Origin of the sequence: Microbulbifer thermotolerans (genome assembly GCF_001617625.1) — a bacterium.
Taxonomy (GTDB): Bacteria; Pseudomonadota; Gammaproteobacteria; order Pseudomonadales; family Cellvibrionaceae; genus Microbulbifer; species Microbulbifer thermotolerans.
The window spans coordinates 2,053,545-2,072,350 of sequence record NZ_CP014864.1 but is presented as its reverse complement, the minus strand read 5'-3'; the positions used below and the strand labels follow the sequence as shown (position 1 = coordinate 2,072,350).

Genomic DNA, 18,806 nt, shown 5'->3' with positions numbered 1-18,806 from the left:
ACTTGTAAGCGTAGTCAACCTTTTGGTCCGGTCGGTACAGCGCCTTCTGTTTCTACTTGCGGTGCTGCAAGCCTATTGTCGCTGGTGGAAAATCAAAAAAAGCGCTTATAGGGGCACACTGTTTCATTCACTGAGCCGCGTTTTCGCTCTTGGAGCCGCTGGCTCCTAGAGCGAGCGGCAATATGTGCCGTTTTCAGTAGAACAAAAAGTGATCGGCCTGTGAACAAACGCTTTTGTCTTAGCGTTATGTCTTATAGAAGAAAACTGTATAGGGATTCTCTGATTGCTTCGCTGGCCGCAGGTAAAGAGACTTCAAGGTCAGATGAGAGATCCGGATGGCGGAATAGGCATTTCGAAACCGTCGGACCTGTAGGGACGTACCCGTGCGTTTGCGAAAAAACTATCCCGTTGCCTGAGCGCCCGAAACCAATGACAGTGCCCTGATACATCGATCAGAGATTCCATCGTACTGGCACGGCTGATAATGTTTGACTTTGTACTGAGCGCTTGGAAACTTGCATTGCAAAACTACTGCACCAGCGGTTTCCGCGCTCCGATGCGAGTGAGTAACAAATTTTGACTGAATATTTAGCAGGAACACAGACATTCACCGCCACTTGCCCCAAAGGTCTCGAGGGGCTGCTCGTTGCGGAACTGCGGGATCTCGGCGCAGTGGAAATACGTGAGCAGCCAGCGGCTGTGCATTTCACCGGTCCTTTGGCGCTGGCTTACCGCTGTTGTCTTTGGAGCCGCCTTGCCAACCGCGTACTACTGTGTCTCGCACAGGTGCGTATCGACAACGCCGAAGACCTCTATCATGCGGTGGCCGAACTACCGTGGGAGCAGCATATCAGTCCATCGGGTACGCTGTGGCTGCAGTTCTCGGGGACGAACCGCGAGATTCGCAACAGCCAGTTCGGTGCCCAGAAAGCCAAGGACGCGATCGTCGACCGCCTGCGCAAGCAAAGTGGCGCGAGACCACAGGTGAGTCGTCACAACCCGGATCTGACTGTGGCGCTACGCCTGCACCGGGACAAACTGGATATCGCTGTAGACCTGAGTGGAGACAGTCTGCACAAGCGCGGCTACCGCACGCATATCGGTGCCGCGCCGCTGAAGGAAAATCTGGCCGCGGCGCTGCTGTTGCGCGCGGGCTGGCCGCAAATAGCGGCTGCTGGTGGCGCCTTGTTGGATCCTATGTGTGGCTCCGGCACCATACTCGTAGAGGGGGCGATGATGGCCGCGGACATAGCGCCCGGCCTGCAGCGCGACAGCTTTGGCTTCGAGCGCTGGCTGAATCACCAGAGCGACATTTGGAATTGCCTGCGCGAAGAAGCCCTGGAACGTCGGCGGAGAGGGTTGGAGCGGGAATTGCCGGAAATCCGTGGCTACGACGCAGACGCGAAAGTGCTGTTTGCCGCTGAGGCCAATATTGCCCGTGCCGGCCTCGAGCGACACGTGCGGGTCAGCTGCCGACCGGTATCCGCTTTTAAGGTGCCTACCCACCGGCAGGTCAAACGCGGTTTGGTGCTGACCAACCCTCCCTACGGTGAGCGGCTCGGTGAGCAGGAGGCCCTGCGCGAGACCTACGCGGAACTTGGGCGCCAATTGAAAAGAGAGTTCCCCGGCTGGCAGGTTGGAATCTTCACCGGCAATCCCGAACTCGGTTTTGACACGGGATTGCGCTCCCACAAACAGTACCAGTTATACAACGGCAGTATTCCCAGCCGCTTGTTAATGTTCAATGTTCGCGAGCATGCCGCTGACGCAAAGGTGGAAGAAGGCAAGCCGGCGCTTTCCCCCGAAGCTGAAATGGTGGCTAACCGCCTGCGCAAAAACTTGCGCACTATTGGCAAGTGGGCGCAGAGGAACGGAATCGACTGCTATCGTCTCTACGACGCGGATCTGCCTGAGTACGCGGCGGCAATCGATATTTATCAGTCTCTTGACGGCGGTCGGCACGCCCATGTGCAGGAATACCGCGCGCCGTCTACTGTCGATGAGCACAAGGCGCGCACCCGACTGCGAGACCTTGTGCGGGCGGTACAGCAGGTTTTGGAAATTCCTCAAGATGCTATCAGTATCAAGGAACGCCGCAGGCACAGCCACAAGAGCGGTGGCCAATATCGGAAGCAAACAGAGGCTGCGAAGTCTTTTTGGGTCAATGAATACGGGGCCGAACTGGAGGTGAATCTTTACGCCTACCTGGACACCGGACTCTTCCTGGACCATCGCCCGGTGCGCCAGTATTTGCGCGAACGGGCTCATGGTAAGCGCTTTCTGAACCTCTTTTGTTACACCGCCAGTGCCACTGTGCAGGCGGCACTGGGCGGTTGCCGGCAAAGTACCAGCGTCGATATGTCGAAGACCTACCAGGCCTGGGCGGCTCGCAACTTCCGGCGCAATCACCTGGACGGTCGACAGCACCAACTGGTAGAGGCAGACTGTCTGCGTTGGCTCGATTCCGCTCAGCAGAATCGGCGCGGCGGCTACGACTTAATCTTTCTCGATCCGCCGAGCTTTTCCAATTCCGCGAAGATGCGTGGCGTGCTGGATATCCAGCGGGATCACGCCAAGCTGATTCGCCAGTGTATGAACCTGTTGGGGCCGGAGGGAACCCTGGTGTTTTCCAACAATTTACGCACTTTCAAAATGGATAAGGAGCTAGCGGCGGAGTTTAATGTGGAAGCGTTGCCGCTTTTGGACAGGGATTTCCAGCGCAATCCGAAAATTCACAATGTGTGGGAAATAAAGCATCCCGAGCGTTAGCTGATGAGTGGGTGCGATCATGGATCGCACCGCGTCACACTATTTCCGTACGTTTGCAGTTTATGGATACGGCGCTCACGCGCCGCTCAGGCTCCTCACTATTCGAGCTCCATCACCACGCGAAAGCCCACTTCGCGGGACATGGCGTCTTCGCGTAAGCCTTCGCGGTAGTCGGAACTGATATTTTTGAGCGGCGAGCGCATGGAACCGCCGCGAACTGTGCGCAGCTCACAGTTGGATATTAGGACTGGGCGGGCGTCGCTGCGGTGTTTGCTGTAGCCGCTGGCAAAGCAGTCCTGTACCCATTCGGCTACATTTCCGGCAGTGTCAAATAGGCCAAAACGATTGGCCTGGTAGTGTCCCGTTGGCGCACTGGAGAAAGAAAACAGCCCGTTAAACTCACTGGCACAGCCGCGGCGGCAGTTGGCTTTTCCCCGTGGATCGTCGCCACCCCACCAGAAGGGGGCCTGTACACCACCTCTGGCAGCGTACTCCCACTCCGCCTCACTTGCCAGGCGGTAGCGTTTTCCTGTCTCCTTCGACAACCACTTCGCGTATTGCTGTGCATCGTGCCAGCTGACATTGATCACAGGCCGGCTGCCGCGTCCCCAACCCTCATCACCGGGCAGTGCGGCGCCAGTGGCGTCGGCGAAACGGTCGTAGTCGTCGAAGGTGATTTCGTGTGTGGAGATGGCAAAGGCTTTAGCGATGGTTACCTTGTGCGCGGGGCTGGAGACGGCGCGTTTGTCGTTGCCCATACGGAATTGGCCGCCTTTGACCACGACCATTTCAGGACCCTGTTCACCAGATGACAGGGGAGAACGGAATGTTTTGCCATGGTACCAGGCTCGCTTCAGCTGCACCGGAATTGTCAGGTCGCCGTCTTTGATGGTGATCCAGCGACGAACCGTTGTGTAACCCGGCTTGCTGACTTCCAGATCGTACCTGCCCGGTGCCAATTCGATGCCGGGCTGGTAACGGGGAGCGATGTTCATGATGCGCACTCTCGCGTCCCTGGGATTCGGGTGCACGGTGAGCTGGTAGACTTCCATCTCCGGGGAAGCGGCTTGGGCGGGAGAGGGGGCCTCACTCTCAAATGCGGGGGTGGACTCGGTCGCGGCAGAAATCTGAGCTGTACCTGCGACCTGCTTGTCGGCTTCCCCTTCCTCTGTCCGGGCAGCCGCTTCGCCTGTAGCGGATGTAACTTGCGCGGTATTTGGCACTGTTGGGTGTTCAACAGCTACCGGTGTCATCCGCTCCTGCGGCGTTTCCTTCGGTTTCGGTGTGCCGCTTCTTCCGGTTGTGCCCGGTTGCGGAGATCGTGCGGGAAGGGCGCTGGCCCCGTTCAATAAAGGGTAATTCTGCAGCTGTTGCTGTTCATTACCCCCTGTGCTGAAAAGCAGCCAAGCGGATACCGCGGTGACGCTGACCAGGCTACCGAACAGCCACTGGCGGTGCTTGCGCACAGGCGCTTGGCGGATTACCTGATGGATGCGCATCAGGGTTTCCTGCTCAGCCCGCACTGGTTTTTTGTTTAGTGGCTTGTCGCGCCAGCGGGCCCAGGCTCTAGTCAGCTGGTCACTGATGGTGCCGTAGATAGTTAGAAGAAGGGCGCGCAGCAGGCTGGAGACGCGCACCGGTGTATTGTTGAGTTGCGTGGTTTGGGCAGCGGGTTTGCCGGCCAGGGCTGCGAGCAGCTGGTCTATAGCGTCCACCACTTCCAGGCCCCGCTGGAAGCGGTGTTCGGGATCCTTGGCGAGAAAGTGGTCGATCAGACTCTGGTAAAGAGAGTGCCGTGCCGGCAGCCGGGGTATTGGGTCCGTCAAGTGTTTGATTGCGATAGCGACGGCTTCTTCTGCCTGGTAGGGTACGGCGCTGGTTAACATTTCATAGAAAACCACGCCGAGGCTGTAGAGGTCGGCGCGTCCGTCAATGGCAGCGCCGCGGGCTTGCTCCGGGCTCATGTAATGGGGAGTGCCAACCACCATACCGGAGCTGGTCATACGAGTTGTCCGAGCCACGGCCCGCGCCACGCCGAAATCCGTCAACACTGCGGAGCCGTCTTCGCGAAAGAGGATATTTTCCGGTTTTAAGTCCCGGTGCACGTAGCCTTTACTGTGGGCGTGGTCCAGTGCCATGGCGATTTCACGGACCACATTCAGGGCCTCCAGCGGTTCTAAAGCGCCTTTTGACAGACGGTCGGATACCGATCCGCCTGGCATATAGTCCATGGCGATGTAATTGAGACTGCGGTAGCGGCCGATATCGTGGATGCTGACGATGTTGGGATGGGACAGCTGCCCGACGATATTTGCCTCTCGCTGGAAGCGCTCGCTGAACACCGGGTCTGCGTTGAGCACCGGCGACATCACCTTCAACGCAACTTGGCGGCCCACACTGCGCTGGATCGCGAGATATACTGTGGACATCCCGCCCTGGTTGATTTTTTTCAGGATACGGTAGCCAGGAATTTCCAGAGAGCTGTTGCTGACGACTTCCATCGACCTCTTTCCGTAATTCAAGATGCGCCGATGAGTCTGGCGGCAACGACTGCGACTAGGCCAAGTGTGCCCAGAAGCAACAGTAGTTTGCCGTGCTGTTTCAGTATTTGCGCGGAAGCCCTCAGCGCACTGCCTGTGCGGGAAGTCCACTTTTTATGAGCTGTTGGCACCGCAGTCGGCGCATCGATGACCTGCACGGTGATATTGTCTTTTCCCCCGGCATCCAGAGCCGCTCCGACGAGAAGCTCGGCAGCGCGGCGGTTGTCCCTGTTCTCCGCTAGGATTTGTGCGATCTGATCCGGTTCTACCTCGGAGCTGAGTCCATCGCTACACAGCAGCAGACGCTGTCCGGGAGACCAGGGCGATGACACACGGTCGATTTCGAGCTTGGGATTGGTGCTGCCGCCGATGCAGCGGGTAATCACGTGGCGGTTTGGATGGTTGGCGGCCTCGGTGGAATTGATTGCCCCGGAATCCACCAGCATTTGCACGTAGGAGTGGTCACTGGTGAGCTGCTTCAGTTGACCGTGGCCAGCGCCGGGAGTCCAGAGATAGGCGCGGCTGTCACCGACCCAGTACACATGGAAGTAGCTGTTGTCTTCGGCCACCACTACCGCAGTGGAACCCATATTGCCGGTGCTCTGTTCGTCGCCGAGCAGTAGGGCGTGCGCTCTTTGCAGTGCCCGCTCGTAGTGGCGGTCTGTCGCGGCGGAGCGCTGAATTTCCTCCACCACCGTCTGGCTGGCAATTTCACCGGCCTGGTGCCCCCCCAGTCCGTCCGCTACCACCCAGATACCGAGTTCCTCATCGGCCCAGAAGGCGTCTTCGTTCTGTTCGCGCTTGTAGCCGGGGTGGGTTGCGCCGGCACTGCGCGGGCTGGCGCTGGCGCGCTGGGCTGTTCCTTTGTGCCGCGATACTTCACGTACTTTGGCTTCACTCACGTGCGTGCAACTACCTGTCGTTATTTTTGAGTTTACCCGGCGTCCCGAGGCGACTGTGCCGCGGTCGGCGGGACATCCCTGCGATGCGGCCGATTCCGGTTCCCTGTTCATTGGCCGGAGCGCCGGCTACCGCCCATTATGTCTCTCAATTATCGAACGCGATGCCATTGTAAGCTGCAAACCACATCATACGCTAACGAAAATCCCCGTGATAAACTTGCCGCCATCAGAGCGAGAGATAATAAACAGGCGGTTTTGCCAGGCCGCCGCAATCAAAATCCGTTGGCCCCAGGCCAAAACGGTTAAAGGAAAATGCTCCATGTTCAAACTTTGTGACCTGAAGGATGCCAGCGTGAGTGTGTGGCTGGTAGCACCCAAAGTGACCATTGGGCGCGCCGGTAACTGTGATTTGGCCATCGCCGATGAATCTGTGGCCAAGCTGCACGCTGAAGTAACCGTGGAAGGGGATGTGCTGACATTGCACCACCTCGCAGAAAGTGGCCAGACACTGCTCAATGGCACCCCAGTACAGGGTAGTTGCCCATTGAAGCGCGACGACGAATTGCAAATCGGGGGGCGGACTCTAAGGGTTGTGGACCCCAAAGTGACCAGGCTCAAGAAGGTCGCACCGGCCAGTAGTGTCGCCTGGGCTTTGCGTGCCAATCATCCGGCGATCGCAGGAAAGGTGTTCCCCATCCGCGAGAGCAGTGTGGTGGGGCGTTCGGACGACTGCGATATCACATTTTCTTTGTCTCACCTGTCACGTCGTCACGCACGCCTGGATGTGCGAGAAGGTTTGCTTTTCGTGACAGATCTGGGGTCGGCCAACGGCACTTATCTGAACAATAAGCGCATCACTGAATCCCGGGTGCGCCGTGGCGATGAACTGCGTTTTGATACCCTCAGCTTCAGTGTGGTTGGCCCAGCGGATGACCGGAATAAGACCAGTGTGCGCCCGGCGCTGGCCTCGTCTCCCGTTAAAAGTGAGGTGGGGAGTGCGAAAGTGGTTAAGCCCGCGCAGACCGCTGCCGGAGAGCCGACCCGGGAGCGCCGCAAGTACGAAAATGGCGGCGAACTGGCGGATAGTGGTGGAAGTCTGTGGCTCTGGATGGGGGGGCTGCTGATTGCTGCGGCGGCTCTGGGCTTTTTTTGGGCGCGCCACCAGGGACTTTTATGACAGCAGTACCCCGCGAGCTGATTCTCTATACCACTTTGGGTTGCAGCCTGTGTGAAAAGGCAAAGGTGGAAATCTGGCCGCTACTGGAGCAGTTTCAGCTGCGCCTGCGGGAAGTGGATATTGCCGATGACCCATTGCTGATGGAGCGCCTTTCCACCCGTATTCCGGCTGTGGGGCTGGGGGATCCCAACCAAGTTTGTTGCTGGCCTTTTGACAGTGCGCAACTGCGAGAGTGGCTGTGCCATCAATAGGCTATTTAAGGAACCTCTGATTAATTCGCGAGAACACTATGATAGCTTCTGGGGCGCTCAGGTAATAGGACGGATATTTCGAAAACGCACGAGTACTTCCCTGTAGCTCCGACGGATACATCCCTGTATCCTTCGGTTTCGAAATATCCGTCCTATCACCTGAGCTTCACATCCACCCGCGAAGAGCCTCTGCCACCAGAAAGTGATTTAATCAGAGGGTTCCTTAAATTAAAGCTTGCTGGTTGCTTCGTTCTTCCGCAGCAGTGTCAACTTGGTACCGCTGCGGTAGGCGTAGATGACTGAATAAGCCAGCACGTTTTGCACGTAATGGCGGGTCTCTCTGTACGGAATCGTCTCTATCCAAACATCGAAAGGCAAGCGGTTCTTAGTTTCTTTAAGCCAGTTGGCCACTCGCGTGGGGCCGGCATTGTAGGCCGCCGCGGCCAGTATGCGGTTGTTGTCAAAGCGGTCCAGCAGCGTATTCAAATAAAAACTGCCCAGTGCGATATTGGTATTGGGGCTGAGAAGATCCCAACTGCGCCGGTATTTCACGCCGGCGCGGCGGGCAGTTGCGCGTGCTGTCGATGGCAGCAGTTGCATCAGTCCCAAAGCGCCAGCCTGAGACTTTGCATCGTGGCTGAAGTGGCTTTCCTGCCGGGCCACGGCGTAGATAAAGTAGGGGTCAAGGGCTGTTTTGCCCCCGATTCTTTTGCTGACATCATCAACTATATCGGCAAACGCCAAGGGAAAGCGCAGCTCCAGATCGTCCAGATAGTCAGCGGCCAGAACTGATTGAATCGACTTGTGGTACCAGCCCCAGGAGCTGGCGAGTTTGCTGGCCGTGAGCAATTCTCCATGGGACATATCTCTGGTCGCGTAGTCCCATTCTCTGCGCGCGTGATAGAGCTCGCCGATGGCTTGTAACTCCCGTGCCCGTCGCATGGCCGGCCGCGCGGCCATCTCTTCGACTTGTTGAGGATTGATGGGAACCGGGCGGTCGATAAAACTGTAATTTAACCCCAGTGTATCGGCTGCCAAAAATCCGTAATAGCTGCGGTTTTGCGCGGCTTTCCTGTACAGTTGCACTGCTGCGCTGGCCCGCTCCCGGCCGTATAGTTCTTCCAAGGCACGCGCTTTCCAATAGAGCCAGCGCTCATGCTGTTGCTGCTCTTCCGGCATGCGGTCGATCCAGAAGGCGAGCTGCTCCCAGTCCAGCTCCCGCAACGACTGGCGCGCCAGCCACTCGATGGAGCTGGCATCGGTGAACTGCCGCTCTTTTACCAATTGCAACAGACCATTGAAGTTATCCTGGCGTGCGAATTGTCGAGCCAGGTATCGGAGCATCCTTTCCTGTGTTTCATCGCTGAACAGGTAGCTTGCTTGATAGCGTTGCCAAGCCTGATTGGCGCTGGTGGCGTCATTTTGAGCCAGTCGTTGAAGACCGTGTACAACGATGGCGCGGTACTCCCTTGAATAATCGCCGGGCGAGAAACTGGCGAAGCGCGGATAGTCGAGAAGTTGCTCTGGATTTTTGTGTACCGAACGCATCAGCGCCGCCAGCTTCGCGTAGGTTCCCGTCATTTTGGTGGCGATATATGCGGCCAGATCCAGGTTGCCCTTCTGTAGTGCGAGTTGATGTCGCTGCCAAGCCAGTTCCTGGGTGAGGCCTCCGTCCTGCATCCACCGCCGGAATACGGGATCGCACTCGTCTGCTTGGGAGCTGCCCACGAGCCATAGTTCTTCTACCAGCCTGTAGGCAACTGCTTTGTCGCCGTGGCGGGATAGGGCATCAGCGTAGTAACAGCGCAGCGAAGCCCGGGTTATCTTTTCTGGCCGATAGTACTTCAGGTAGGCGCGGAAGCGCGCCCGGCTGCCGAGCTCGCGCAGTACCCGGACGCGTAACCAGTCACCAATGGCGGTGTTTTCGTTGTCGGCGAGAAATTTGTCGATTTTGTCGTACGGGAGCCGGGAGAGCTCCTTGCTAAGCGCCCAGTAGTCTATGTAGGGAAGAAGAGGGTGGCCGTTCAAATCCGCTTTGAGCTGCTTCAAGCGGTTTAGGTCACCGCGGGCTATAGCCATGCGAGCGGCGCGCAGCTTTTCCCTCTGGGCGACGGCATCTTCCGCTTCACCGGCCAGTCCCGAAGTGGGAACGGCTGTCAGTAGTAGCGTAATGAAAAACGCGAATCCCTTTGCGCCAATCGACATTGCAATTACCCGATTGAAAGCTGTCCGGTCAGGCTAGCAGAACAGCGCGACAAAAAATGCGTAAAATACCCAGTTTTAGCTCGCGCTCTTTGTTGCGCACGTTCGAGCGGTGAGTGCCGCCGGTTCAATTAGTTATTGTAGTGGTTATTTATGTTGCTTCAGTTGGATGACGTAAGCCTGCGATACGGGGCGCAGGTACTTGCGGAGAACGTCAGCGCCAAAATAGAGCGCGGCGACCGCATCTGCCTGGTGGGGCGCAATGGCGAGGGCAAGTCGAGCCTGCTGAGGCTGATTGCCGGAGACATTGAGTCGGACGAGGGTGAAATTGTGCGCCCCGGGGGGATCGTATTGGCGACCTTGGGCCAGGAGCTGCCCTCGGATTGTACCGACAGTGTCTACCGCTACGTAGCCGGTGGTCTCGGTGAGGTGGGGCTGTGGCTGGTGGATTATCGCGCGGAACCAGATGCGGATCTGCAGACGCAAATCGAAGCAGCGCATGGCTGGGAATTGCTGCCGCGCATCGAGAGCGTAATAGACCGGCTCGGGCTCGACGGAAATCACATAGTTGCCGAGTTGTCTGGCGGCTGGCAGCGGCGTGCCGCGCTGGCCCGGGCACTGGTGACGCAGCCGGATCTGCTGATTCTGGATGAGCCCACAAACCACCTAGATATTTCCGCAGTGGAGTGGCTGGAAAATTTTCTCGGCGGATACCGTGGCGCTCTGTTGTTTGTCAGCCATGATCGCGCGCTGGCGCAGCGTCTTGCGAAGACGGTGTGGGATCTGGATCGCGGACACTTGCGCGTGTTCCGTTGCGACTTTGACCGTTATCAGCGGGAAAAGGAAAAACTGTTGGAGGAAGAGGCCAGGAGCGAAGCTCTATTCGATAAGAAGCTGGCTCAGGAAGAGGCCTGGATTCGCCAGGGGATCAAAGCCCGCCGCACCCGCAATGAAGGCCGGGTGCGCGCCCTGCAGGCGCTGCGCCGGCAGCGGGAGGCGCGCCGCAATCGACAGGGCAGCGCCAAGATGGCGCTGGATGCTGGAGAAATGTCCGGCAAACTGGTTGCGGAACTGACAGACGTATCCTTTGCCTATCCCGGCGAGCCGCCATTGATCCGCGATCTGTCCTTTACCTTGATGCGCGGTGACAAGGTGGGTCTGATCGGCCCCAATGGGGTGGGTAAGAGCACCCTGATCCGGATTTTGCTGGGCAAGCTGCAGCCGGGCGGGGGCAAGGTTCGCCTGGGCACAAAGCAGCAGGTGGCTTACTTCGACCAGCGCCGTCAGCAACTCAATCCCGAGCTGACTGTGCTGGACAACATTGCCGGGGGGCGGGAGTCCATCAGTATCGGTGGCAAAAGCCGTCACGCCATGTCTTACCTGGCGGACTTCCTGTTTAGTGGTATTAAGGCGCGCACTAAAGTCGGGGCTCTCAGTGGTGGTGAGCGCAACCGCGCGCTATTGGCCAAACTGTTCAGTCAGCCAGCCAATATCCTGGTACTCGATGAGCCTACCAATGACTTGGATGTGGAAACGCTAGAGCTGCTTGAACAGCTGCTGCTGGATTTTCCCGGTACAGTACTGCTGGTTAGCCACGACCGCGCTTTTCTCGACAACGTGGTGGATTCCTGTCTAGCGTTCGAGGGCGGTGGCATCGTGCGTGAATATGTTGGCGGTTATGCCGATTTCCTGCGTCAGGGAGGCAGTTTTTCGCTGCCGGAAGAAAGCGGCAGTTCCGCCGATAAATCGACGGTGGAGAAAGTGAAAAGCAAGCCCCAGTCAGCGCCCAGAAAGCAAAAGCTCAGCTATAAGCTACAGCGTGAGCTGGACAGCCTGCCGGGCCTGATTGAGCAACTGGAAGGGGAGATTGCTGAATTGGAATCGGCCATCGCACAACCGGATTTTTATCAAAGGGAGCAAGCGTTGGTCGAGGAGAGCTTGCGGACACTGGCAGCAAAACAGGCGCAGCTGGACGCCGCCTTTGAGCGTTGGGCTGAGCTGGACGGCATGGCCGGGGGCGCATGAAGCGGTGTACCGGCTCGCAATATGCGGTCGTGTGTCCGCCAGCGAGTCAGGGCGAAAGTGATCGCTGTGTGTGGCTGCGTGCAAGCGTCCCCTGGCGAAGTATCCGATTGTGTTTCACGCTTCGGTTACACCGTGAAAGCGGTTTTATTCGCTCTGGACTCTAACCGCCAGTACGTCGCAACCGGCACCGTGCAATACGCCGTTGGCGGTGGAGCCGAGTAGCAAAGCCAAACCGTGTCGGCCGTGGCTGCCTATGATAATCAGATCCGCTTCAAGCTCGTCCGCCAGCCTGTGTATTTCCGTGGCTGGCTGCCCAAGAATGACGTGCTGGCGTTCTGTCGGCACATCCAGCCTCTGAGCCGCCTTACTTAGCTGCTCCCTGGCTTGGGTCTGCAGCTGCTCTTGAACCTCGGATAAATCCATCGGAATATCACCGCCGTAGGCGAAGGTCAGCGGCTCAATCACATGGGCGAGGCTGACTTCGGCGGCGAAGGCCCTGCTGATCTCCCCGGCTTTTTCCAGTATCTGCGAGGATTCCTCCGAAAGATCTAAACCGACGAGAATGCGTTTGTAACCGGCCATAAGTCCTCCGCTCCTTCCTATTATTTCAAGTTTTTGCTGTCTAGATGCGGTTGTTCCCTAAGTCTACTGTAAAAAAACCGGTTGACATAAATAGCGCGGCGCATCGCAAAATAGGCGTCAATTCGCGCTGACAAGGAGTGATTATGGCCGGCTGGCTTCCTTTGCTCATCCTATTATTTGTGCTTGCCCTTGTCGTGGGGCCGGTGATGTGGATGAAACCGAGCGCACGCGACCGGCGTCTTGCCGCGATGCGTGCTCGGGCCGCTGCCAGCGGACTCGCGGTGCAAATGCAGGCACTGCCAGCGGCGTTGGGGCAGGGGACAGCTGCGGTTTACAGCAGCCGCTGGGGAGATGGACGCCGGTTGCAATTGGGCTGGATATTGGAGTTGCAGCGAGTCGAGCATGAATTGCATTTTGCCGGCCGCTGGGACTGGCGGAATGGCCGGCCTGCGGCACCGAAATCGGCCTGGGAGCCGCTTCGCCAAATGCTAAAAAACTTACCGGAGGACGCCTGTGCCGTAATCGCGCAAGAAAACGGATTGGGTATACAGTGGCGGGAATCCAGCGGTGACGCAGGCTTTCATGCGCTGGAAGCGGCGCTCGCGGAATTCCGTCCGCCAATAGAGGAAGCGATACGGCAAGCCGCCCCAGCGCAACCAGGGGATGCTTAATCGGTTTTAATCCTATCGGAATTGCCTTGAATTGTTGCAAATATGCCGCTATTTGAAGCGATTCTTGCCATGTGGGCGAGTGCACAAATTGTAACCTCTGTTTAAAGATTTTGTTTTACTCGCTTGACCGCACAAGGAGCGGAGCTTATATATTCGCGCAACGCTGGTGGCCCCCAACTGGGGGACGGGTGGCGGAAGGCAGTAAATTTTCTATTTGAAATCAAGAGCTTATGGGTAAATCACTGGTCATTGTCGAATCACCGGCCAAAGCGAAAACCATCAACAAATACCTCGGCAAGGACTTCGTGGTTAAGTCCAGCGTCGGCCATATTCGCGATTTACCCAGCGGTGGGAAACAGGCGGTGGATCCCAAGGAGCGCGCTCGCCGGGCTGCGGAGACGCGCAAACTCTCCCCCGAGGCCAAGGAGGCCTACAAGCGCAAGAAAAACCGCGAGCAACTGATTAAGCGCATGGGCATAGACCCGGACCACAACTGGGCAGCCCACTATGAAATCTTGCCCGGCAAGGAAAAGGTGGTCACTGAATTGCGCAAGCTTGCCGCTGAGGCGGATCACATCTACCTGGCCACGGACTTGGACCGCGAGGGAGAGGCCATTGCCTGGCATCTGCGCGAGGCCATCGGCGGCGATGACGAACGGTATCGCCGAGTGGTGTTCAACGAGATTACCAAATCTGCGATCCGGGAGGCCTTCCAGGATCCGGGCCGCCTGAATATGAACCGTGTAAACGCTCAGCAGGCGCGGCGCTTTTTGGACCGCATTGTCGGCTACATGGTATCGCCGCTTCTGTGGGAGAAGGTTGCCCGCGGTCTCTCCGCCGGGCGGGTGCAGTCAGTGGCGGTGCGTTTGGTGGTGGAGCGCGAACGCGAGATCCGCGCATTTGTTCCGGAAGAATACTGGACAATTAACGCCGACACAGAGACCACTCGGGCAGAAGCGCTCCGCCTGGAGGTAAAAAAGCAGGCCGGGGAAAATTTCCGTCCGACCAATGAGGCTCAGGCTAGCGCTGCGGCCCAGGCCCTGCAGGCCAGTGACTTCGTCGTCAGCGCAAGGGACGACAAGCCGACCAGCTCCAAGCCTTCGGCACCCTTTATTACCTCCACACTGCAGCAAATGGCCAGTAACCGCCTGGGGTTCAGTGTCAAGAAAACCATGATGTTGGCGCAGCGCCTCTACGAGGCGGGCCACATCACCTATATGCGTACCGATTCCACGAATCTGAGTGCAGAGGCGGTGGAATCCGTTCGCGAGTTTATTGGCGAGCAGTACGGTGACAGATATCTGCCGGAGCGCCCCAATGTATACAGCAGCAAGGAGGGGGCTCAGGAAGCGCACGAGGCGATACGGCCGTCGGATGTGCGTGTGCAGCCGAATATGCTGCCTGGCATGGAACGGGATGCCGAGCGGCTATACAACTTGATCTGGCAGCAGTTCGTGGCTTGCCAAATGACCCCAGCCCAGTTCACCTCCACGTCGATCGTGGTCAGTGCCGGGGACTTTGAGCTTCGCGCTCGCGGTCGAGTGATCCGCTTCGACGGCTTTATGAAAGTGGCACCACCGGCTGGCAAGAAAGATGAAGATCTGGTGTTGCCGGACGTAAAAGTTGGCGAAAAGCTGGCGCTGAAAAAGCTGGATCCAAAACAGCACTTTACAAAACCGCCGGCGCGATACAGTGAGGCGGCGTTGGTAAAAGAGCTGGAAAAGCGCGGTATCGGCCGTCCTTCCACCTACGCATCCATCATTTCCACAATCCAGGAGCGAGGCTATGTACGCTTGGAGAACCGCCGCTTCTACGCTGAAAAGATGGGGGACATAGTCACCGACCGGCTGAACGAAAGCTTCCAGAATCTGATGGATTACGGCTTCACCGCCAACCTGGAAGAATCTCTGGACGCTGTCGCAGAGGGCGAGAAGGGGTGGAAGGAGTTGCTCGACGACTTTTACCAGGATTTCTCCGCACGGCTGGAAAAAGCCCAGGCGGCAGAGGGAGGAATGCGCCGCAACACGCCAACAGACACAGATATTGAGTGCAGCAAATGCGGCCGCCACATGCAGATTCGAACTGGCTCCACCGGGGTATTTCTCGGCTGTTCCGGCTATGCATTGCCGCCCAAGGAGCGTTGCACGAACACCATGAACCTAGTGCCCGGTGACGAGGCGGTGGATGCGGACAAGGATGAAGAGGCCGAATCCCGTCTGTTGCGTGAAAAGCGCCGGTGTCCCAAGTGCGGTACCGCCATGGACAGCTATCTGTTGGACGAGCACCGCAAGCTGCATATCTGCGGCAACAACCCGGACTGCCCCGGCTATGAAGTTGAGCAGGGCACATTCAAAATCAAGGGCTACGATGGCCCCGTCATTGAGTGCGATAAGTGCGGTTCGGATATGCAGTTGAAATCCGGCCGTTTTGGCAAGTATTTTGGCTGTACCAATGAATCCTGCAAAAACACCCGCAAGCTGCTTAAAAACGGTCAGCCAGCGCCGCCGAAAATGGATCCGGTACCCATGCCGGAACTTCCATGTCAAAAGGTGGACGACCACTATATCTTGCGTGACGGCGCCACCGGTCTATTCTTGGCCGCCAGTCAGTTTCCGAAAAACCGCGAGACCCGTGCGCCTCTGGTAAAGGAACTGCTGCCGCACAAGGATGAGATAGATCCGAAGTATAGCTTTCTGTTTTCCGCGCCAGTCGAAGATGACGAAGGGCGCGATACGGTAGTGCGCTTCAGCCGCAAAACCCAGGAGCAGTATGTGCAATCCGAAGAAAATGGCAAAGCCACGGGATGGCGCGCCTTCTACCGCGATGGCAAGTGGCAGATAGACGCAGGTAAAGCCAAGCGCGCGCCCGCGCGCAAAAAGGCGATGGCGAAAAGCAAATGAGTAATCCTTATACCGGGATTGTGGCTTCGTCGCTGCGCAAGGCTGCGTTGCTGTTGGAGACTGAGAACGCCGCTCCGCTGGCGCGCACTGCGTTGTATGAGGCGGTAGTACTGCAGTTGTGGCGCGCCTATCGCGCATTTCTTGCCGAGTTGGCATTTCAGCTGCAATTGATGACCGAACCGGAGTCCGCCCAGACACTTGCCGAGTGTGCACAGGCTGCGGGTAAAACCTGCAGCCAGGCGGTGGAGCTCCAAGAGTTGTTGGCCAATCGCAACAGCTGGTTGGCGCAGATGCAGGCGGCCTGGAGGCAGTTGTGGCACTTCTCCCAAGAGAAATGCGGCGACCGGCCCCAGGGCGACAATCTGATACCGGTACAAGACATCTCGGCATCTGCCGCCCCGGTGCTGAATGATAGCCTGCTGTGGGAGTGGCACGGGGCTTTGGGGGAGCTGGTGCAACGCCAGCGCGCACAGGCGGAGGAATGGTAACGCCATTTCACCGCAGACCTGTCCTTCTTTTTCCTGTCACTGAATGATTGCCCCTGTGTTACACTGCGTGGAAATCGATGTAGAGGGAGAAGTCCATGTCCTCCGAAACTTTTGAAATTGTCGAACTGGCCAACGGCGATGTGGCATTGCGCCGGGCCGGGCACAGGGAGGACCCGCTGGTTCGCATCCATTTTTCGGCAGAAAGTCTGGAATTCCTGCGTGAACACAAAGTCGCTGTGGCGAGAGCAATGCTGGAGGCTGGAATAGAGGCTGTTCAGTATATGGAGGAGCAGGGGGCTGAGTATCTCGAGGAAGAGGAAGAAGAGGTACCGGTTAATCACACGGTACACTGACTGATGGGTGCGGAATGTTCGGTCGCGCGCAGGAGGGTGGTCTTTCCGTGCCCGGCTAGTTACTTCCGGGCCCCCGCAAGCAATGCCCCCGCGTAAGTTTTGCAAAGGCCGAGCGATCGATTAGCAAGCAAAGACTCGGCCTGAATATCAGATGTTCCGCGTCTACGGGTTTTGGCGGATCACGCCCACCGCAAGTCCTTCAATCGCAAAGTTTTTGTCCCGCATATCCACCTGTATTACTTCAAAGTCCTCGTTTTCCGGCAGTAACTGAACGGTTGCCTGATTGCCTTTGCGGCGGAAGCGTTTGACAGTCACTTCGTCTTCAATGCGGGCGACCACAATCTGGCCGTTGCGAGCCTGGTCAGTTTTTTGGACCGCGAGCAGGTCGCCGTCGAGGATCCCTGCGTCACGCATGCTCATCCCGTGTACCCTCAACAGATAATCCGCTGGCGGGTGAAAGAAATTTGCCGGCAGATCGCAATAATCCTCGATATTTTCCTCCGCCAGGATCGGATTGCCCGCCGCCACGCGGCCGACAATGGGGAGGCCTGTCTGATGATCCGGTATACGGATACCCCGGGAGGCGCCTGCCACCATTTCGATGGCGCCCTTGCGGGCCAGGGCCTTGAGGTGTTCCTCCGCAGCATTGGGAGAGCGAAAACCCAGTTCCTGGGCGATCTCTGCCCGCGTGGGCGGGTAACCTGTTTCCTCCAGATACACCTTGATCAGTTCAAGTACCTGGGCCTGGCGTGCAGTGAGGTTTGTCATGGAATCACCTGATCTTTGTCTGTATTTTTATACAGTTGCTGGGATTATATACAGATTTGACAGCAGTGCAATCCTCGGGGTGCAGCTGCTACATTGAGAAGGAAATGCAAAGAAAAGTATGTATTCTGACGATAAGTGCGACAATGAGGGAACACAATAATGTTAGATGCGAAAATGCCCGAAGCGTGGCGTGTGTTGCGTATTCAATCAGAATTGGTGGACGGCATAGAACGCCTGATTGCTCTGAGCGGTGCCGTCACCGTGTTCGGCAGCGCCCGTTTTGCGGAAGACAGCCCTGAATACAAGCAGGGCGTACGGCTGGGGGAATTGCTGGCCGCTGAGGGTATCCCGGTGATAACCGGCGGTGGTCCTGGGGCCATGGAGGCCTGTAATCGCGGCGCTTATCCGCAGCCAGGAACCTCCATAGGCCTCAATATAGAATTACCCTTCGAGCAGAAAGCCAATCCTTATCAGGACATCAGTTTACATTTTCGCTATTTTTTCGTGCGAAAATTCATGTTTGTCAAGCATGCGGTGGGCTTTGTCGGTTTGCCGGGTGGCTACGGGACTCTGGATGAACTATTCGAGATTTTGACTTTGGTACAGACCCAAAAAGTGCGCCGTTTTCCCATTGTACTGGTGGGCAAGCGCTATTGGTCTGGGTTGCGGGATTGGTTGGTGGATACAGTTTTGGAGAGGGCGTGTATCGATTCTTCGGACCTCGACTTATTCAAAATTGTGGATACCGTCGATGAGGCTGCCGAGTTGATTATCGAGCACATCAAAGAACGGGAATAAATCCGCTGTGGCCAGCTTGCTGGATGGCGGGTGATGTCAGTGATCAAGCTCGTCAGTTCCCGTAAAGCTCTCGCCTTCCAGGGTATCCAGCGGGTTGGCTGGTTCCACCGTATTTGCGTCCTGTTCATGAGCGGTGGTGCCAAAGGCGATATTGGCATCTTCAGGCGGTTCAGCGTCGACGATCGGCAAAGCCGGCCAGTGGTCCCGCTCGAACTCGCCGACGGCGCCATCCAGGTACTGTACTTCCACGGTCCCGTGTACTTCGTCGATGGCCACCACCTCGAATAACTCGCCGCTGTCGATATCTTCGTACCAATCGCCAATATCGGGTTTAGGATGTGCCATGGCTGCTTCTCCCAGTTGCTTTCCTTTCAATCTAG

The 18,806-nt window shown here is 57.3% G+C and carries 15 protein-coding genes; 9 read left to right on the top strand and 6 right to left on the bottom strand.

Annotated elements, in window-relative coordinates:
* Nucleotides 1–576: 576 nt before the first annotated feature.
* A complete protein-coding gene (rlmKL, locus tag A3224_RS08715; protein ID WP_067153487.1) occupies nt 577–2,769 on the top strand; it encodes a bifunctional 23S rRNA (guanine(2069)-N(7))-methyltransferase RlmK/23S rRNA (guanine(2445)-N(2))-methyltransferase RlmL in 2,193 nt (730 codons plus the stop codon).
* A 98-nt stretch (nt 2,770–2,867) separates the two neighbouring features.
* On the opposite strand, the gene A3224_RS08710 is transcribed toward rlmKL, so the two are convergent.
* Both A3224_RS08710 and A3224_RS08705 read right to left on the bottom strand, forming a co-directional pair.
* Nucleotides 2,868–5,270 carry a bifunctional serine/threonine-protein kinase/formylglycine-generating enzyme family protein gene (locus A3224_RS08710; RefSeq protein ID WP_067153484.1) on the bottom strand — a complete coding sequence of 801 codons (2,403 nt, stop codon included), beginning with the start codon at nt 5,268–5,270 and terminating at the stop codon, nt 2,868–2,870.
* A gap of 17 nt (nt 5,271–5,287) precedes the next feature.
* A complete protein-coding gene (locus A3224_RS08705; RefSeq protein WP_067153483.1) occupies nt 5,288–6,211 on the bottom strand; it encodes a PP2C family protein-serine/threonine phosphatase in 924 nt (307 codons plus the stop codon).
* A 319-nt stretch (nt 6,212–6,530) separates the two neighbouring features.
* Between A3224_RS08705 and A3224_RS08700 the strand changes: the two genes are divergently transcribed.
* Nucleotides 6,531–7,388: an FHA domain-containing protein gene (locus tag A3224_RS08700; protein ID WP_067153481.1), complete on the top strand. Its 858-nt coding sequence runs from the start codon at nt 6,531–6,533 to the stop codon at nt 7,386–7,388.
* Nucleotides 7,385–7,639: a glutaredoxin family protein gene (locus A3224_RS08695; protein WP_067153479.1), complete on the top strand. Its 255-nt coding sequence runs from the start codon at nt 7,385–7,387 to the stop codon at nt 7,637–7,639. Before A3224_RS08700 ends, A3224_RS08695 begins: the two co-directional genes overlap by 4 nt.
* Nucleotides 7,640–7,867: 228 nt before the next feature.
* Here the strand turns inward: A3224_RS08695 and A3224_RS08690 are convergent, their stop codons facing one another.
* Nucleotides 7,868–9,844: a transglycosylase SLT domain-containing protein gene (locus A3224_RS08690; protein WP_067153477.1), complete on the bottom strand. Its 1,977-nt coding sequence runs from the start codon at nt 9,842–9,844 to the stop codon at nt 7,868–7,870.
* Nucleotides 9,845–9,994: 150 nt separating this feature from the next.
* Here A3224_RS08690 and A3224_RS08685 point away from each other — a divergent pair, with 150 nt between their 5' ends.
* Nucleotides 9,995–11,866 (top strand): ATP-binding cassette domain-containing protein, encoded by a 1,872-nt coding sequence (locus A3224_RS08685; protein ID WP_067153475.1) that lies wholly within the window; start codon nt 9,995–9,997, stop codon nt 11,864–11,866.
* Nucleotides 11,867–12,010: 144 nt separating this feature from the next.
* On the opposite strand, the gene A3224_RS08680 is transcribed toward A3224_RS08685, so the two are convergent.
* The gene (locus A3224_RS08680; protein ID WP_067153473.1) at nt 12,011–12,448 is read right to left on the bottom strand and encodes a universal stress protein; all 438 of its coding nucleotides are present in this window, start codon (nt 12,446–12,448) and stop codon (nt 12,011–12,013) included.
* Between the two features lie 212 nt (nt 12,449–12,660).
* On the opposite strand from A3224_RS08680, the gene A3224_RS08675 reads away from it, so the two are divergent.
* The 4 genes from A3224_RS08675 (at nt 12,661) to A3224_RS08660 (ending at nt 16,860) form a co-directional block, all read left to right on the top strand.
* Nucleotides 12,661–13,119 carry a hypothetical protein gene (locus tag A3224_RS08675; RefSeq protein ID WP_231902328.1) on the top strand — a complete coding sequence of 153 codons (459 nt, stop codon included), beginning with the start codon at nt 12,661–12,663 and terminating at the stop codon, nt 13,117–13,119.
* Nucleotides 13,120–13,349: 230 nt separating this feature from the next.
* Entirely contained in the window at nt 13,350–16,019 is a 2,670-nt protein-coding gene (topA, locus tag A3224_RS08670; protein ID WP_067153469.1) for a type I DNA topoisomerase, read from the top strand.
* The gene (locus A3224_RS08665; protein WP_067153467.1) at nt 16,016–16,507 is read left to right on the top strand and encodes a DUF6586 family protein; all 492 of its coding nucleotides are present in this window, start codon (nt 16,016–16,018) and stop codon (nt 16,505–16,507) included. Before topA ends, A3224_RS08665 begins: the two co-directional genes overlap by 4 nt.
* Before the next feature lie 95 nt (nt 16,508–16,602).
* A complete protein-coding gene (locus A3224_RS08660) occupies nt 16,603–16,860 on the top strand; it encodes a hypothetical protein (RefSeq protein WP_067153465.1) in 258 nt (85 codons plus the stop codon).
* 162 nt (nt 16,861–17,022) lie between these two features.
* Here A3224_RS08660 and lexA read toward each other — a convergent pair whose 3' ends face one another.
* Nucleotides 17,023–17,628, bottom strand: a complete 606-nt coding sequence (gene lexA, locus A3224_RS08655) for a transcriptional repressor LexA (protein ID WP_067153463.1) — start codon at nt 17,626–17,628, stop codon at nt 17,023–17,025.
* A 159-nt stretch (nt 17,629–17,787) separates the two neighbouring features.
* On the opposite strand from lexA, the gene A3224_RS08650 reads away from it, so the two are divergent.
* A complete protein-coding gene (locus tag A3224_RS08650; RefSeq protein ID WP_067153461.1) occupies nt 17,788–18,426 on the top strand; it encodes an LOG family protein in 639 nt (212 codons plus the stop codon).
* Between the two features lie 36 nt (nt 18,427–18,462).
* Here the strand turns inward: A3224_RS08650 and A3224_RS08645 are convergent, their stop codons facing one another.
* Nucleotides 18,463–18,771, bottom strand: a complete 309-nt coding sequence (locus A3224_RS08645) for a DUF6763 family protein (protein ID WP_067153459.1) — start codon at nt 18,769–18,771, stop codon at nt 18,463–18,465.
* Between the last annotated feature and the right edge of the window lie 35 nt (nt 18,772–18,806).

Excerpts from the sequence above, each read along its gene's own strand:
- A3224_RS08710 (WP_067153484.1), bottom strand. The coding sequence starts at position 5,270 with ATGGAAGTCGTCAGCAACAGCTCTCTGGAAATTCCTGGCTACCGTATC.
- A3224_RS08700 (WP_067153481.1), top strand. The coding sequence starts at position 6,531 with ATGTTCAAACTTTGTGACCTGAAGGATGCCAGCGTGAGTGTGTGGCTG.
- A3224_RS08695 (WP_067153479.1), top strand. The coding sequence starts at position 7,385 with ATGACAGCAGTACCCCGCGAGCTGATTCTCTATACCACTTTGGGTTGC.
- A3224_RS08690 (WP_067153477.1), bottom strand. The coding sequence starts at position 9,844 with ATGTCGATTGGCGCAAAGGGATTCGCGTTTTTCATTACGCTACTACTG.
- A3224_RS08685 (WP_067153475.1), top strand. The coding sequence starts at position 9,995 with ATGTTGCTTCAGTTGGATGACGTAAGCCTGCGATACGGGGCGCAGGTA.
- A3224_RS08680 (WP_067153473.1), bottom strand. The coding sequence starts at position 12,448 with ATGGCCGGTTACAAACGCATTCTCGTCGGTTTAGATCTTTCGGAGGAA.
- A3224_RS08675 (WP_231902328.1), top strand. The coding sequence starts at position 12,661 with ATGAAACCGAGCGCACGCGACCGGCGTCTTGCCGCGATGCGTGCTCGG.
- topA (WP_067153469.1), top strand. The coding sequence starts at position 13,350 with ATGGGTAAATCACTGGTCATTGTCGAATCACCGGCCAAAGCGAAAACC.
- A3224_RS08665 (WP_067153467.1), top strand. The coding sequence starts at position 16,016 with ATGAGTAATCCTTATACCGGGATTGTGGCTTCGTCGCTGCGCAAGGCT.
- A3224_RS08660 (WP_067153465.1), top strand. The coding sequence starts at position 16,603 with ATGTCCTCCGAAACTTTTGAAATTGTCGAACTGGCCAACGGCGATGTG.
- lexA (WP_067153463.1), bottom strand. The coding sequence starts at position 17,628 with ATGACAAACCTCACTGCACGCCAGGCCCAGGTACTTGAACTGATCAAG.
- A3224_RS08650 (WP_067153461.1), top strand. The coding sequence starts at position 17,788 with ATGTTAGATGCGAAAATGCCCGAAGCGTGGCGTGTGTTGCGTATTCAA.
- A3224_RS08645 (WP_067153459.1), bottom strand. The coding sequence starts at position 18,771 with ATGGCACATCCTAAACCCGATATTGGCGATTGGTACGAAGATATCGAC.